Origin of the sequence: Streptomyces sp. NPDC093065 (assembly GCF_044754585.1) — a bacterium.
Taxonomy (GTDB): domain Bacteria; phylum Actinomycetota; class Actinomycetes; order Streptomycetales; family Streptomycetaceae; genus Streptomyces.
The window spans coordinates 275,959-290,240 of record NZ_JBIVPJ010000003.1; the positions used below are offsets into that span (position 1 = coordinate 275,959).

Below are 14,282 nucleotides of genomic sequence, written 5' to 3' on the forward strand. Positions count from 1 at the left end.
TCTCCGGCGGGGAGACGGCCGGGGCGCTGGGCGCGGTTGCCGTCCCGCATCTCACAGGGAACAACGGCCGCGGCCGATGCGCGCGCTGTCACCCCGCCGGCCACCCGTGTGCCCCGTCCGGCGCGCGGGGTGGCCGGCCGGATGGCAGCGTGGCGGCACCGGGCGGTGCGGGCGGCAGGCAGGGAGCGGACGGCGATGGCGCGGGCGATCTGGACGGGCGTGATCACCTTCGGACTGGTCTCGGTGCCCGTCGGCCTGTTCACGGCCACCCAGGACCACACGGTCCACTTCCACCAGCTGCAGCGCGGCACCTCGGACCGCATTCGCAACCGGCGGGTCAACGAGCGCACCGGCAAGGAGGTCGGCCCCGACGACATCGTCAAGGGCTACGAGGTGAGCGAGGGCGAGTACGTCGTCGTGGAACCCGAGGAACTCGACGAGATCGCGCCGGGACGCTCCCGCACCCTCGACATCACCGACTTCGTGGACCTGGACCGGATCGAGCCGGCCTACTTCGGCCGCACCTACTACCTCGCCCCGCGCGGCAAGGAGTACCTCAAGGTCTACGAACTGCTGCGCACCGCCCTCGCCCAGTCCGGCAAGGTGGGGGTCGCCACCTTCGTCATGGGCAACCGGCAGTACCTGACCGCCCTGCGCGCCGAGGAAAGGGTCCTGCTGCTCCAGACGCTGCACTGGGCCGACGAGGTCCGCGACCCCGTCGAGGAGCTGCCGGAACTGCCGTCGGACCGGGTGGGGCGCGGCAAGGAGCTGGACATGGCGCTGCGGCTCGTCGACGCCCTCAGCGGCGACTGGGAGCCCGCCCGCTATCGCGACACCTACCAGGAGAAGGTCCGCGAGCTGGTCCGGGCCAAGGCCGAGGGCGAGGAGGTGGCGGTCGCCGAGGAGGCGCCCGCGGCCACCAACGTCGTCGACCTGATGGAGGTCCTGCGCGGCAGCCTGGAGCAGGCCGACGACACCGGCGGCAAGCGCTCCTCCACCTCGCGGAGGAAGGCCGCCGCGCCCTCCCGCCGGGCCCGGCCGAAGCCGTCGGAGCGGGAAGAGCTGCGGGAACTGAGCAAGGCCGAGCTGTACCAGCGGGCCGGCGAACAGAACATCGCCGGCCGGTCGAAGATGAGCCACCGGCAACTCGTGGACGCGCTCGGCGGCGGCGCCGGCGGCAGCGGCCGCGGCACCGGCGGTCGCCGGAAGAAGAAGACGACCGCCGCCTGAGCCGGGACGGACGGCGCCTCGGGAGGCGCCTGAGCCGTCCGAGCCTCAGGACTCGGTGAGCATGCCCTCCCGCAGGCGGGTCAGCAGCCGCGAGATCAGCCGGGAGACGTGCATCTGGGAGACGCCGAGACGCTCGCCGATGTCCTTCTGGGTCAGCTCCTCGACGAACCGCCAGTGGATGATCTGGCGGTCGCGTTCGTCCAGCTCGGCGATCATCGGAGCCAGCGCGTGGAAGTCGTCGACCAGGGCCAGGGAGGCGTCGTCGGTGCCGATGAAGTCGGCCAGTGCCGACTCGCCGTCCTCGCTGCCGTTGATGGTGGCGTCCAGGGACGCGGAGTTGTAGCCGTTGGCCGCCAGCCGGGCCTCGACGACCTCGTCCTCCGGCAGGCTCATCAGCTCCGACAGCTCCCGCGTGGTGGGATTGCGGCCGAGCCGGCTGCGCAGCTCCTCGGTGGCCCGCGCGAGCTGGACGCGCGCCTCCTGCAGACGCCGGGGCACGTGCACGGCCCACGAGGTGTCCCGGAAGAACCGCTTGATCTCGCCGACGATGTAGGGCACGGCGAAGGAGGTGAACTCCACCTCACGTGTCAGCTCGAACCGGTCGATGGCCTTGATCAGGCCGATCATGCCGACCTGGACGATGTCCTCCATCTCCTCCGGCCCGCGGCTGCGGAAGCGGCCGGCCGCGAAGCGGACCAGGGACATGTTCATCTCGATCAGCGTGTTGCGCGCGTACTGGAACTCCGGCGTGCCTTCTTCCAGCACGGTCAGCTGCTCGAAGAACAGCTTCGACAACTCCCGCGCGTCCCGGGGCGCCACCTTGGACGGGTCCGCGATCTCCGGCATGCCCGTCGTGGCGTGCTCGGTGGCCTCTGCGGTCGTCGTCGTCATGATGTGCCCTCCCAGTGGATCGGTCGTCGTTGTCACCTTGTCGGCCGACGACCGGTCGCCTACCCCGTGTCAGGCCACGCACACCTGGCGGAGTGCCGGCCGGTCGGTCAGGGACCCGGGAAGGTACCCCGGACGCCCGGTCGGAGGTGCCTCAGACGCCCAGGTAGAAGCGGATCGCGGTGCCCCCGTCGGTCGTGTGCGTCCGCACCAGATCGGCGACGTAGTGGACGAGCAGCAGTCCGCGGCCACCGATCTGCCCGCGCTCCGGAGGCCGGCGGCCGGCGAGCGGGTCCGTCAGCCGCCCGGCGTCGCGGACCTCGCACACCACCTGCCCCTCCTCGGCCCAGAGCGCCAGCGTTCCGCTGCCGCCGCCGTGGAGCACGCTGTTGGTGGTCAGCTCGGCCACCGCCAGTTCCGCGTCCTGCAGCCGCTGTCCGGCAAGTCCGAGCGCGGCGGCCCGGTCGACCGCGAAGCGGCGTGCCCCGGGCAGCTCCCCGGCCCCGAAACCGAGGACACAGGCGTCCGGCGGGCAGACCAGCGCCTCGTTGTAACGGGCGACGACCGCGGGCCAGTCGTACGCCTCGCTGACCCGCTCACGTCCCCGGGCGATGACCGTCGGGTGGGTGACCAGGGCGTCGGCCAGGACGTCCGCGGCCAGCCGGGTCTCGTCGTACGGACACAGGATCGTCGCCGGACGGCCGGCGAAGGCCGCGTTGATCAACGCCTCGTGCTGGGCGCACGCCGGGTACTCCGCGGCGCTGCGCCCGGCCCAGACCGGCTCGCCGACGATCCGCACCCGTTCCCGTGCGTGCGCGTCGGCGAAGGCCCTCAGCACGCCCGGGATGATCCGGCCCGGATTGCGTCCGGCCTCGGACATGTCCAGGAAGGTGACGTCCCGCGCGTCCCCGCCCAGCCCGGCCCTGATCAGCTCCAGGTGGGGGCCGGGCACGGCCACCGCCACCGGCTCGCCCGCGGCCAGCCCCTCCCGTACGAACGCCGTCGTCCGGTCGGCGTACTCGTCCCGCGAGCGGTAGAACAGCGCCGGATGGGTGAATGTCCGGCCGGTGGTCACCGTGCTCATCGTGGCGCCACCTCGATGCGGCGCAGGGACGGCCAGAAGAGGTCCAGCAGCCGCGGCAGCTGCGGGGGAGGCCGCTCCACCACCACCCGGCCCGCCGGCAGGTTCATGGCCGTGACGGCCAGCGCCGTCACTCCGGCCACGTCGACGAAGCGCACGCCGGAAAGTTCCACGTAGGACACGTCGGTGTGCCGCCGGGACAGCTCGGTCAGGGCGTTCTCCCAGGACAGCCGGGTGCTCACGCCGATCTCACCGCTGGCGCGGATACCGGGGCGGCCGGACAGGGGGCCCACGTCCAGCACCGCACCGGTCCGCACACGGGCCGGTCCGCCTGCGCCGTCCACACTCGGGTCCCCCTCCGGAATCCCACCGGGCACCCGTCCGCCGGCCGGGCGCTCCTTCCGGCCAGGCAGCCTATCCCGGACCGGGCTCCGTACGCCGGTGAGGGGACAAACGGGCGACAGCGGGGCGAAGTGGGGAACTAGACAGTGAGCGCGTTCTCGGAAGGGAAGACTGGGCATGTTTGAAGCCGAAAACATTCGTGACTGGCGCGGCCTCGACGTCGTGGACTACGACGGCCGCAAGATCGGGACCCTGGAGTCCATCTACTTCGACACCCTCACCGACCGGCCCGCGTTCGCCACGGTCACGATCGGCCTGCCGACCCGTCGGCGGCTCGTCTTCGTGCCGGTGGACAAGGCCACCGTGGGGCCGTCGTACCTGAAGGTGACCTACGACAAGTCGCTGGTCAAGGACGCCCCCGGAATCGACCCGGACGGTGAGCTCGCCGCCGAGGACGAGGGCGCGGTCTTCACCCACTACCACCTGCCCCACGAACCGGGCAGCCGCGGCGAACGCCGCCTCGGCCGGCGCTGAACGGTCCCGGGGCCCGTGTTCCGGCCGCGCGGCGAGAACACGGGCCCCGGGAACCCGGGACGACCCTCTACGAGACGTCCGCCCCGCGTGCCGCCCCCTCCGTCTCGGACGTCGCACTGCCCGTCGCGAGGGTGCCGCCCGCGCTCTCGAGGTGCGCCCGCACGAACCACTGGAACTGCTCCAGGTCCCTGAGCTGGCCGATCAGGAGGTCCTCTGTGGCGGTGTCGATCTTGCCGGCCTCCTCGACCGCCGCCCGCATGTCCTCGACCACGCCGGTGTACACGATGTCGAGCGCGCCGAGGTGGGCGATGGCGTCGGCCCGTCCGATGGAGTAGTCGTCCCACTTGCGCTCGGCCACCAGCGCCCCGGGCGTGCCCTGGGCCACCCCGCCGAGCGCGGCGATGCGCTCCGCGACGTCGTCGGCCATGTCGCGCACCTGGTCGACCTGGGGATCGATCATCTCGTGCACGGCGATGAAGTGCGGACCCACGACGTTCCAGTGCACGTGCTTGAGGGTCAGGTGCAGGTCGTTGAGGGCGTGCAGGCGCAGCCGCAGCACACCGATCAGCCGTCCGGCGGCCTCGCGCTCGATGCCGGGGACCGTGTACTTCGGGGTCAGGTCGTGCGTCATGGCGGACCTCAGCTCCTCATGCGTTTCGTACGTCGTTGCTCGTGCACGACTGCCCCGTATCGGCCCCGGCAGACATGCCGGACGGCGCCGCGGTCAGGACGGGGGAGCCGGCAGCGGCATCGCACCGAGCGCGCGCGCCGCGTGCACGAGGTTGGACGCCATGGCCCGGCCGGTGGACACCGACCAGTCGTGGCCGCGCTCGTCGTCGAGGAAGTCCGGACCGGGGCCGGGGCCGAGATGCCAGTAGGTCCAGGCCTGTCCGGGGATGGTGTAGCCGATGTCCGCGAGCCCGCCGCTGATCTCGCTGATGACGTGGTGGGCGCCGTCCTCGTTCCCGGTGACCAGGACGCCGGCGACCCGGTTGTACGCGACCGGGCGGTCCTCGTCGTCGGTCTCACCGAGCATGGCGTCCATGCGTTCCAGGACCCGCTGGGCGACGGAGGAGGGGCGGCCGAGCCAGGTCGGCGACGCGATGACGAGGATCTGCGAGGCCAGCAGCTTCTCGTGCACGTCCGGCCAGTCGTCCCCCTCGCCCATGTCGGTCTCGACCCCCGGTTTCAGGTTCAGGTCGACGGCCCGCACGACGTCCACCTCCGCCCCGTGGCCTTTGAGCGCCGCGATGACCGTGGCGGCGAGCGCCTCCGTGTTCGACGGCTGGGGGGAGGGCTTGAGGGTGCAGTTGATGACGAGTGCGCGCATGCCTACCCTGTTCCCCGGCGGGGTCGGCGCTGTCGTCGGCCGTATGGCTGACGAGTGCTTCCGGCATCCGCGGCTCGCCGCGCTCCACGACGTGCTCGACACCGACCGCGGCGACCTCGGCCCGTACCTGCGCATGGCCGGCGAGTTCGGCACCCGGAGCGTGCTGGACATCGGCTGCGGAACCGGGGTGTTCGCCCTGCTGCCGGCCTGCCGGGGCCTGGAGGTCGTCGGCGTCGACCCCGCCGGGGCCGGTCTCGACGTGGCCCGGGGCAAGGCGGGCGCCGCCCGGGTGCGCCGGATCGAGGGCGACGCCATCTCGCTGCCCGCACTGCGCGTCGATCTGGCGACCACGACGGAGAACGCCGCGCAGGAGATCACCGGCCGGGCCCCGCGGCGGGGGACGCTGCGCGGCGCGTACGAGGCCCTGCGTCCCGGCGGGCACCTGGTGTTCGAGACGAGGGACCCGGCCCGGCGCGCCTGGGAGGAGTGGACCCGCGAGCACACCCACCGGGTGACGGAGGTCCCCGGCACGGGCACCGTCGAGAACTGGTGCCGACTCCTGGACGTCAGCGGGCCGCTGGTCGCCTTCCGGTGGACCTGCGTCTTCGGCGCCGACGGCGCGGTGCCGACCTCCGACTCGACGCTGGGCTTCCGAGAGCGGGACGAGGTGGCGGCCGACCTCACCGAGCAGGGGTAGGTGGTGCGGGAAGTGCGCGACGCCCCGGACCGCGCGGGCCGGGAGTTCGTGTTCGTCGCCCGGCGCCCGGAGGCGACAGCCGGGGGCTGACGCCGCCCACGGCTCGGCGGCGTCCGGGAACCGGCAGCCAACGCCGTCCCCTCGCTGCCCGGCCGCCCTCGTGACGCGCAGCCGCGCCGGCGTCCATCCTCGCCGCATGGCCCGTTTCCAGCACACCGTGACCCTCGCCCCGTACCGCGCCGCTGGTTCGAGTCGTGCCCGGCCGCGCTGCACGACCTCGCGGAGGGCACGGACGTCGGGGGAGCGCGCCTGCGGCTGCCCGACGGCCCGGCTGGTGCCCGGCCCGGTGCCGGCCCGGGGGCGGCACCTGCGGGACGGCGCGCGGAGGGCGCACACGAGAAGTGAGTGAGCCCTGTACGCGCCCCCTGCGCGGTACGGACAATCCCAGTGGCCGTGATCGCCCGGCGGGAGACGCGGTGCCGTCCGACCACCGACTCCCGGGAAGCAGGTCGATCGCCATGCTGCTGCGTCAGCCCACCTCCGTGTCCGAAGCACAGGAGTGCCTGGCGCAGGGGGCGGTGCCCATAGGCGGGGCCACGCTCGTGTGGGCCACCTGGCAGCGCGACGGCTTCCCGGACCTGGCCATGTCGCTGCGCCGGCTGCCCGAGGCGGCCACCGTCCAACCCGAGTCGCTGGGCGCTGCCGTGGTGCTGCACCGCATAGACGACCGGGTGCCGGAGGTACTGCGCCGGGCGGCGGGCTCGGTGGGCACCGGAGCGGTACGCCGGACGGCCACCGTCGGCGGCAACCTCGTCGGCAGCAGCCTGCGCTGCCTGCTGCCCGCGGCCCTCGTGCTGGACGCCCGCGCCAGGGTGCTCGGACCCGACCGTCCCTACGAGACCGATCTGGCCGAGGTGATGGCGAAGCGTCACCTGCTGCTCGGACTGCGCTGGCGCACACCGCTGGCCAGCGGCTACCGCAAGCAGCCCGCCGAAGCCGGCGGCCCGCCACCCCTGGTGGTCGCCACCGCCGTGCACGCCGACGGCGAGGGCCGGCACCGGCTGCGCGTCGCCGTGCGCGACGGCTACGACGTGCTCAGCGAGGCCACCGCGTGCGACGCGGGGGCCGACGGAGTCCTGGACGCCCTGGAGCGGACGGACATCGGCTCCCTGCCCGCCGGCGCCCGGGACGTGGTGCGCGAGCAGGTGGCCGACATCCTGAAGAGCCTCGCCGGCCGCTGAACCGGCGGCCGGCGCTCCACCGGTCCGCGTCAGCCGTTGGCCAGGGCCTTGACGCGGTCCAGCGCCCCGTTGAACTTGTCGTGGTCCCCGACGGTGGGCCCGGACGAGGTGTACTGCCACATCGTGTGGAAGTCCCAGCCGGCCGGGAGCGTCCCCACGGTCGAGGCGTACCGGGCGATCCACAACGGATTGCTCGCGCCGAAGCCGCTGTAGTTCCCGGTGCACTGCGTCCACCAGTTGGTGGAGGTGTAGACGGCGGCGTGGCGGCCGGTGCGTTCCTTGTAACGGTCCAGGAAGGCCTTGATCCAGCTCACCATCTGACTGTGCGTCCGTCCGTAACAGGTGGCCCCGTACGGGTTGTACTCGATGTCGAGGACGCCCGGCAGCGTCTTTCCGTCCTTGGACCAGGCCCCGCCGTGGTCGACGAAGTAGTCGGCCTGCGCGGCGCCGCCGGCGGTGTCCGGGGTCGCGAAGTGGTACGCGCCGCGGATCATGCCGGCGTCGTACGAACCGCCGTACTGCTGGGCGAAGTACGGGTTCCGGTAGGAGGTGCCCTCGGTGGCCTTCACATAGGCCCACTTCACGCCGCTGTTCCAGAGGGTCGACCAGGCGACGTTGCCCTGGTGGCTGGAGACGTCCACCCCCTCGGTCTGGGCGACGCGGGTGCCGACGGGACGGCCCTGGACCCCTTCGTGGGCGAGGACGCCCGTGCCCATGTGGGCGGTGCCGCGAGCGGGCGTCCGGGTGTCGTCGGCCGAGGCCGGGGCCGGGACCACGGAGACGGTCAGGAGGAGCGACTGGGCGGCGAGGATGACGCCTGAGGTGAGCAGGCGTGAGTGGCGTTTCGCCACGGCTATGGGTCTGCGCATGGCACCCATCCGAACCGGAGTCGGGCCCCGCCGCATCCCGCACTCGTCCAGACGGAGCTGCCGGAGGTCCCGAGGCGGAACATCCGCCTCGGGAAGAACGCCAGTACCACATCGCTGCGTTCGATTGACGGGATGTCGGGAAAGTTCGCTCCTCGGTGGGGTCTGTCGCCGGTCCGGCATGTGCGGCCAACGCGGTGACTAGCATGAACCGCAAGCCCGCCGGAGTGATCACCACTCGCCCGGTGGCACGGCTCCGGCCCGCGACCGCCCCAGGTCGACCGGCCGTTTCCCCGCTCTCAAGGACCCGAGGGACCGCGGAATGTCAGTGTCTGCACCCCCCACCCCGCCCCGGACGCAGAAGGCCCGCCGCTCCACCCCGGCCGTCCCGCTGCTCGTGCTGCCGGCCGCCGCCGCGGCCGCGGGCGCCGCCTGGGCCGCCGCTCCCGGCGCCGCCCGGAGCTGGACCGCGACCCTCGCCGTCACGTCCTGGCTGTGCCTCGCCGTGTCCGTCTGCCTCGGCTCCTGTCTGGTCGGCCGGGCACGCCGGACGGCGGCGGCCCGGCGGACGGAGATCAGCGCCCTCAAGGCCCAGCTCGCACAGGAGAACGCCGGACTCGTACACCTGGTCAACGTCGCGCTGCCGGGCATCGCACAGCAAGTGCGCGACGGCACGGGCGCGGACGAGGCCGTCGCCGGCACCGCCCCCGCCTCCGGCCCTCACCTGCGTCAGGTCGCACAGAGCTTCGCCGTGCTGGTGGAGGACGCCGTACGGCACGCCGCGGACGCCGAGTCCCGGTGGCAGCAGACGCTGCGGGAGGCGCGCAGGGGCACCGCCGAGCTGGAACGGCTGACCGACAGCACCCTGCCCGCCGCCGTGGAGAAGCTGCGGGACGGCACCTCGGCCGAGATCGTCCTCGCCGAGCTGGAATGGCCGCGCGGAGCCGGGGCGCGAGCCTGCGCCGAGCTGTTCGTCCGGGAGCTGGCCCACAGCGAACGGCGCACCGCCGCCGCGCAGGCCGCCTCCGCCAAGTCGCTGAGCCGCGTCCAGGCCAAGGCCGTCAGCATGCTCGCCGACCTGAGGGACATGCAGGATCGTCACGGCGAGGAGGTTCTCGGCGACCTGCTGCGCCTGGACCACAGCACCTCGCAGCTCGGCCTCATCACCGACCGCCTGGCCCTCCTGATGGGCGGGCGCTCCAGCCGGGCCTGGAACAGGCCCATCGTGATGGAGAGCATCCTGCGCGGTGCCGTCGGCCGGATCGCCGCCTACCAGCGAGTCCGCATGCACTGCTCCACCAACGCCGCGATCTCGGGCCACGCGGCCGAGGGCGTCATGCACCTCCTGGCCGAACTCATGGACAACGCCGCCAACTTCTCGCCGCCCATCGACGAGGTCCACGTCTACGTGGAGGAACGTACCGCCGGAATCGTCGTCACCATCGAGGACAGCGGGCTGAAGATGGCCGACGCCGCCATGCGCCACGCCGAACAGGCGGTGTCGGGACGGATGAACGACCTGGCCTCGCTCCAGGGCACGCGCCTCGGCCTCGCCGTGGTGGGCCGGCTCGCCGCCAAGTACGGCGTCGGCGTGAGCTACCGGCCGTCCTCGCGCGGCGGCACGGGCGTCGTCGTCCTGGTACCGCCCCAACTGCTCGCACAGCAACGGGAACCGGGGCCCGCCCTGACGGGGCGCACCTTCGGGGGCGGTGGCGTCTCCACCGTCCCCGGTCCCGCCCCCGCAGCGGAAGCCCCGGCACCGACCCGGCGGGTTCCGGACGTCCGGCCGGTGGAGCGGGCCGCCCTGCCCGAACAGGCGGCGCGATCCGCTCCCGCGGCCGCCACGCCGGGCGGTCTGCCGATGCGTGCCCCCGGCCGCACGATGGCCGAGGCGGAGGCCGAGCGGGAACGCCGCGACCAGCACCGGCCGCCCGCCGACCCGGCGGTGGCGTCCTCCCGCGACGCCGGAGCCAGCTTCGGCGCCTTCCACCGCGGGCGCCGGTCCGGTGCGACCGGCGGCACGTCGGATTCCGAACCGTCGGCTCCGGGATAGGCGCACCGGACCGCGTCCCCTCGCACCTCATCCGCGGCGCGCCGCCCGGCGCGCACCGGTGCCCCCTCGCTCCCACCGCTCGTGTCGCTCGTGAGATTGGAGGAACGGGCCGGTGACCCCAGCACCAGCAACCACCGTCCCCGCACCCATCATGCAGACCACCGACAACAGCCTCACCTGGCTCCTGCAGAACCTCCTGGACCGCACCCCCGGCACCCGCCACGCCCTCGTCCTGTCCCGCGACGGCCTCAGGCTCTGCTGGACCGAACACCTCACCCTGGACCGGGCCGACCAGCTCGCCGCGATCTGCTCGGGCATCCAGGCCCTCGCCCAGGGCGCCTCCGTCGAGTTCGGCAACGGAACCGGCGGCGTCCGCCACTCCATGACCGAGTTCCACGGCGGCCTGCTGTTCATCGTGGAGGCGGGCGAAGGCGCACACCTGGCCGTCGTCGCGGTGGAGGACGCCGATCCCGGCGTGGTCGGCCACCAGATGACCGAGATGGTCGACCAGATCGGCGACCACCTGAGGGCCGAGCCGCGCCACGCCGTCCCCGGGGGCAGCTCGTCGTGACGCGCAGGCCCGTCGACACCGGCGCACCCGACCGGCTCTACACGGTCACGGGCGGGCGCAGCCGTGCCGACGACTCGTTCGACCTCGTCACCCTGGTGGTCGCCGAGTGCGGGCCGTCGGCCGGCATGCAGTCGGAACACGTCCGCATCCTCGACCTGTGCCGGCACCCCACGGCCGTGGTCGAGATCGCCGCCGAACTGACCCTGCCCATCACGGTGGTCCGCATCCTGCTCGGCGACCTGCTCGCCATCGGAACCATCACGGCCCGCCACCCGCGCCTGGGGCAGACCGTCGCGTCGCACCCCGATACCGCCCTGCTCCAGGAGGTGCTCCATGGGCTCCGCAACCTCTAGTGGCCGCAAGCCCCTCACCGACGCCGCGGAGACCGGACTCAAGATCGTCGTCGTGGGCGGCTTCGGAGTCGGCAAGACGACCCTCGTCCGGTCCGTCAGCGAGATCCGGCCGCTCAACACCGAAGAGGTCATGACCCAGGCCGGAGTCGGCGTCGACGAGACCGGCGGCGTCACGTCCAAGACCACCACGACCGTGGCCTTCGACTTCGGCCGGATCAGCCTCAACGACCGCATGGTGCTGTACCTGTTCGGCGCCCCCGGCCAGGAACGCTTCTGGTTCCTGTGGGACCGGTTGTTCTCCGGCACGCTCGGCGCGGTCGTCCTCGTCGACACCCGCCGGATGGACGACTCCTGGTACGCGATAGACCGGCTGGAACACCACCGCACCCCGTTCGTGGTGGCCGTGAACCGCTTCGACGACGACACCGCCCGGCACTCGCTGGACGAGATCCGGCTGGCCCTCGCGCTGCCCGACCACGTGCCACTCATCGACTGCGACGCGCGGGTGCGGACGTCGGGCAAGAACGTACTGGTCACCCTTGTGGACCACCTCTACCAACTGGCCCTGGCCCAGGAGAGCGCCTCGTGACCGACCTCGACCCCGCACCCCGCCCCGTCGCCGCACCGGGCTGCCCCGCGCACCCGGACGCCGTACCGCTGGCCGGGCTCGAGTACCAGCAGACACCGTCGGAGCTGTACCGCGGACTGCGCGGCGAACACGGTGCCGTCGCGCCCGTGCTCCTCGACGGCGGCATCCCCGCCTGGCTGGTCCTCGGCTACCCGGAGGTCAGCTATGTGACCAGCCACGACGACCTCTTCGCCCGGGACTCGCGCCGCTGGAACCAGTGGGGCAGCATCCCGCCCGACTGGCCCCTGCTGCCCTACGTCGGGCATCAGCCGTCCGTCCTGTTCACCGAGGGCGAGGAACACCGGCGGCGGGCCGGCGTCATCACCCAGGCCCTGGCCGGCATCGACCAGTTCGAGCTGGCCCGGGACTGCCGGCAACTCGCCGGCCGGCTCATCGCCGCCTTCGCAGGCAGCGGCCGGGCCGAGCTGATGAGCGGCTACGCGCACCCCCTGCCCATGCTCGCCGCCGTGCGCATGTGCGGGATGCCGCACAACGGCGCCGAGACCCAGCAGCTCGTCGAGGACCTGCGCATCTCCCTCGACGCGGCCGAGGGCGACGACCCGGTCGCCGCGTACATGCGCGTGGGGGAGCGCATCCACCGCCTGGTCCGCCACAAGCGCGAGCGCCCCGGACCCGACGTCACCTCCCGGATGCTGACCCACCCGGCCGGGCTGACCGACGAAGAGACGGTCCAGGACCTGATCTCCGTCATCGCCGCCGCCCAGCAGCCCACCGCCAACTGGATCGGCAACACGCTCCGGCTGCTGCTCACCGACGAGCGCTTCGCCCTCAACGTCTCCGGCGGCCGCCTCAGCGTGGGGGAGGCCCTCAACGAGGTGCTGTGGCTGGACACCCCCACGCAGAACTTCATCGGCCGCTGGGCGGTGGGCGACACCCAGTTGGGCGGCCGGCACATCCGGGCCGGCGACTGCCTCGTCCTCGGCCTCGCCGCGGCCAACACCGACCCGCAGCTGTGGCCCGAGGCCCACGTCGGTGCCGAGAACTCCGCGCACCTGTCCTTCAGCAACGGCGAGCACCGGTGCCCCTACCCGGCGCCCCTGCTCGCCGACGTCATCGCCCGCACCGCGGTCGAGACCCTGCTGGAACGCCTTCCCGACCTCGTACTCGCGGTCGAACCGGAGGAGTTGACCTGGCGCCCGTCCATCTGGATGCGCGGTCTGACGGCGCTGCCCGCCGTCTTCACACCCGTCGTGGCCTGACGGGTGCGGTCCGTCGGCCCACGGGGGTGAAGCGCACCGGAAGCGACTGCGGGCCACGGGTGAACACGCCCCGCTCCACCACCTCGAACCCGTCCTCCGTCCGCAGGTCGGGCAGGGCGTCCAGGAGCTGCCCGACCCCGGTCTCGACCTCGGCCTTCGCCAGCAGCGCCCCGACGCAGAAGTGCCGGCCGAGCGCGAAGGCGAGGTGGTCGGCGGCGGCCGAGAAGGCGGTCGTCGTGGTCAGGTCGTCGCGCATGATGTCGAAGCGGTCCGGGTCGCGGTAGCGGCTCTCGTCCCGGTTGGCCGCGCCTATCAGACAGGTGACGGTGGCGCCGGCGGGTATCGTGCCGCCGCTGAGCGTGACGTCCGTCGCCGTCTGACGCATGATCATGTGGACCGGCGGGGTGTAGCGCAGCGTCTCGGCGAAGGCCCGCGGAATCAGGCTCCGGTCCTCGCGCACGGCCGCCAACTGCTCCGGGTGGGCGAGCAGGTTGGCGAAGATGCCGGCGATCGCCTTGTCGGTGGTCTCGCCGCCCGCCGCGAGCAGCAGACTGCAGAACGCCTTGATGTCCTCGTCGCTCATCCGCACCCCGTCCACCTCCGCCGCGCACAGCGTGGACAGCAGGTCGTCGCCCGGCCTCTCGCGGCGCTCCCGGATGATCGGGAACATGTACTCGGCGAACTCCACCCGGGTGCGCGCACCGGCGGCGGCGACCTCCTGGTCCCCCGAGAGGTTGCCCAGGAACGCGATGACCGACGTGTACCAGCCGTGGAACCGGTCGTGGTCGGCCTTGTCGAGGCCCAGCATGTCCGCGATGACGTTGACGGGGAACCGGGTCGCGTAGTCGGCCACCAGATCGGCGCGGCCGGTGTGCCGGAAGCCGTCGATCAGCTCACGGGAGTTGCGCTCGATCACCGGCAGGAACCGCTGCTGGAGGTCGGCCCCGCGGAAGGCCGGGGCGACCAGCGCACGCCGGACCGCGTGCTCCCGGCCGCTCAGCTGGAGGATCGTCCTGCCGTGCACGGGCTCGATCTGCCAGTCGTAGTTCTCCGTCGTGAACTGACCGGCGCGGTCCTTGAAGACACGCTCCACGTCCTCGTAGCGCGAGACGATCCAGCTCTGGGTGGCCTCGTGCCGGATGAGGGGAGCGCTGTCCCGCATGGTCCGGTAGACCGGATACGGGTTCGCCGCGAACTCGGGGGAGAGGATGTCGGGTACCTGCTGCGCGGTGGACATGGGACTCCTCG

At 72.7% G+C, this 14,282-nt stretch carries 15 protein-coding genes and 1 pseudogene; 9 read left to right on the plus strand and 7 right to left on the minus strand.

Annotation, left to right across the window (positions count from 1 at the left end):
• Positions 1-195 precede the first annotated feature (195 nt).
• Positions 196-1,230 (plus strand): Ku protein, encoded by a 1,035-nt coding sequence (locus ACIQFU_RS07195; RefSeq protein WP_402550019.1) that lies wholly within the window; start codon positions 196-198, stop codon positions 1,228-1,230.
• Between the two features lie 45 nt (positions 1,231-1,275).
• Here ACIQFU_RS07195 and ACIQFU_RS07200 read toward each other — a convergent pair whose 3' ends face one another.
• From ACIQFU_RS07200 to ACIQFU_RS07210, 3 genes are all read right to left on the minus strand, one after another.
• Positions 1,276-2,121, minus strand: coding sequence for an RNA polymerase sigma factor SigF (locus tag ACIQFU_RS07200; RefSeq protein WP_402549633.1), 846 nt, complete (start codon positions 2,119-2,121; stop codon positions 1,276-1,278).
• Between the two features lie 151 nt (positions 2,122-2,272).
• Positions 2,273-3,202: an anti-sigma factor RsbA family regulatory protein gene (locus ACIQFU_RS07205; protein WP_402549634.1), complete on the minus strand. Its 930-nt coding sequence runs from the start codon at positions 3,200-3,202 to the stop codon at positions 2,273-2,275.
• Complete coding sequence (locus ACIQFU_RS07210) at positions 3,199-3,543, minus strand: hypothetical protein (protein ID WP_402549636.1); 345 nt, start codon at positions 3,541-3,543, stop codon at positions 3,199-3,201. The genes ACIQFU_RS07205 and ACIQFU_RS07210 overlap by 4 nt, the downstream gene beginning before the upstream one ends.
• A gap of 175 nt (positions 3,544-3,718) precedes the next feature.
• Here ACIQFU_RS07210 and ACIQFU_RS07215 point away from each other — a divergent pair, with 175 nt between their 5' ends.
• Entirely contained in the window at positions 3,719-4,075 is a 357-nt protein-coding gene (locus ACIQFU_RS07215) for a PRC-barrel domain-containing protein (protein WP_402549638.1), read from the plus strand.
• Positions 4,076-4,142: 67 nt separating this feature from the next.
• Here the strand turns inward: ACIQFU_RS07215 and ACIQFU_RS07220 are convergent, their stop codons facing one another.
• Together ACIQFU_RS07220 and ACIQFU_RS07225 are read right to left on the minus strand one after the other, a co-directional pair.
• Entirely contained in the window at positions 4,143-4,706 is a 564-nt protein-coding gene (locus ACIQFU_RS07220) for a Dps family protein (protein ID WP_402549639.1), read from the minus strand.
• 93 nt (positions 4,707-4,799) lie between these two features.
• Positions 4,800-5,405 (minus strand): flavodoxin family protein, encoded by a 606-nt coding sequence (locus ACIQFU_RS07225; protein WP_402549641.1) that lies wholly within the window; start codon positions 5,403-5,405, stop codon positions 4,800-4,802.
• 43 nt (positions 5,406-5,448) lie between these two features.
• Here ACIQFU_RS07225 and ACIQFU_RS07230 point away from each other — a divergent pair.
• Positions 5,449-6,192, plus strand: a pseudogene (locus ACIQFU_RS07230) (class I SAM-dependent methyltransferase).
• 428 nt (positions 6,193-6,620) lie between these two features.
• A complete protein-coding gene (locus ACIQFU_RS07235) occupies positions 6,621-7,343 on the plus strand; it encodes an FAD binding domain-containing protein (RefSeq protein WP_402549643.1) in 723 nt (240 codons plus the stop codon).
• Positions 7,344-7,372: 29 nt separating this feature from the next.
• Here the strand turns inward: ACIQFU_RS07235 and ACIQFU_RS07240 are convergent, their stop codons facing one another.
• Positions 7,373-8,212, minus strand: coding sequence for a lysozyme (locus tag ACIQFU_RS07240; protein ID WP_402549644.1), 840 nt, complete (start codon positions 8,210-8,212; stop codon positions 7,373-7,375).
• Between the two features lie 319 nt (positions 8,213-8,531).
• Between ACIQFU_RS07240 and ACIQFU_RS07245 the strand changes: the two genes are divergently transcribed.
• The 5 genes from ACIQFU_RS07245 (at position 8,532) to ACIQFU_RS07265 (ending at position 13,034) form a co-directional block, all read left to right on the plus strand.
• A complete protein-coding gene (locus ACIQFU_RS07245; RefSeq protein WP_402549645.1) occupies positions 8,532-10,262 on the plus strand; it encodes an ATP-binding protein in 1,731 nt (576 codons plus the stop codon).
• Between the two features lie 151 nt (positions 10,263-10,413).
• The gene (locus tag ACIQFU_RS07250; protein WP_402550021.1) at positions 10,414-10,833 is read left to right on the plus strand and encodes a roadblock/LC7 domain-containing protein; all 420 of its coding nucleotides are present in this window, start codon (positions 10,414-10,416) and stop codon (positions 10,831-10,833) included.
• Entirely contained in the window at positions 10,830-11,186 is a 357-nt protein-coding gene (locus ACIQFU_RS07255; RefSeq protein WP_402549647.1) for a DUF742 domain-containing protein, read from the plus strand. The genes ACIQFU_RS07250 and ACIQFU_RS07255 overlap by 4 nt, the downstream gene beginning before the upstream one ends.
• On the plus strand, positions 11,167-11,775 hold the full coding sequence (locus tag ACIQFU_RS07260; RefSeq protein WP_402549648.1) for a GTP-binding protein: 609 nt from the start codon (positions 11,167-11,169) through the stop codon (positions 11,773-11,775). Before ACIQFU_RS07255 ends, ACIQFU_RS07260 begins: the two co-directional genes overlap by 20 nt.
• On the plus strand, positions 11,772-13,034 hold the full coding sequence (locus tag ACIQFU_RS07265) for a cytochrome P450 (RefSeq protein WP_402549649.1): 1,263 nt from the start codon (positions 11,772-11,774) through the stop codon (positions 13,032-13,034). The genes ACIQFU_RS07260 and ACIQFU_RS07265 overlap by 4 nt, the downstream gene beginning before the upstream one ends.
• On the opposite strand, the gene ACIQFU_RS07270 is transcribed toward ACIQFU_RS07265, so the two are convergent.
• Positions 13,015-14,271 (minus strand): cytochrome P450, encoded by a 1,257-nt coding sequence (locus ACIQFU_RS07270; RefSeq protein ID WP_402549651.1) that lies wholly within the window; start codon positions 14,269-14,271, stop codon positions 13,015-13,017. The two genes, ACIQFU_RS07265 and ACIQFU_RS07270, sit on opposite strands and share 20 nt — an antisense overlap.
• Positions 14,272-14,282 lie beyond the last annotated feature (11 nt).

Bases quoted from the DNA above. Each gene is read 5' to 3' on its own strand.
- ACIQFU_RS07245 (WP_402549645.1), top strand. From the start codon at position 8,532: ATGTCAGTGTCTGCACCCCCCACCCCGCCCCGGACGCAGAAGGCCCGC.
- ACIQFU_RS07260 (WP_402549648.1), top strand. From the start codon at position 11,167: ATGGGCTCCGCAACCTCTAGTGGCCGCAAGCCCCTCACCGACGCCGCG.
- ACIQFU_RS07250 (WP_402550021.1), top strand. From the start codon at position 10,414: ATGCAGACCACCGACAACAGCCTCACCTGGCTCCTGCAGAACCTCCTG.
- ACIQFU_RS07235 (WP_402549643.1), top strand. From the start codon at position 6,621: ATGCTGCTGCGTCAGCCCACCTCCGTGTCCGAAGCACAGGAGTGCCTG.
- ACIQFU_RS07195 (WP_402550019.1), top strand. From the start codon at position 196: ATGGCGCGGGCGATCTGGACGGGCGTGATCACCTTCGGACTGGTCTCG.
- ACIQFU_RS07215 (WP_402549638.1), top strand. From the start codon at position 3,719: ATGTTTGAAGCCGAAAACATTCGTGACTGGCGCGGCCTCGACGTCGTG.
- ACIQFU_RS07240 (WP_402549644.1), bottom strand. From the start codon at position 8,212: ATGCGCAGACCCATAGCCGTGGCGAAACGCCACTCACGCCTGCTCACC.
- ACIQFU_RS07270 (WP_402549651.1), bottom strand. From the start codon at position 14,271: ATGTCCACCGCGCAGCAGGTACCCGACATCCTCTCCCCCGAGTTCGCG.
- ACIQFU_RS07200 (WP_402549633.1), bottom strand. From the start codon at position 2,121: ATGACGACGACGACCGCAGAGGCCACCGAGCACGCCACGACGGGCATG.
- ACIQFU_RS07225 (WP_402549641.1), bottom strand. From the start codon at position 5,405: ATGCGCGCACTCGTCATCAACTGCACCCTCAAGCCCTCCCCCCAGCCG.
- ACIQFU_RS07205 (WP_402549634.1), bottom strand. From the start codon at position 3,202: ATGAGCACGGTGACCACCGGCCGGACATTCACCCATCCGGCGCTGTTC.
- ACIQFU_RS07220 (WP_402549639.1), bottom strand. From the start codon at position 4,706: ATGACGCACGACCTGACCCCGAAGTACACGGTCCCCGGCATCGAGCGC.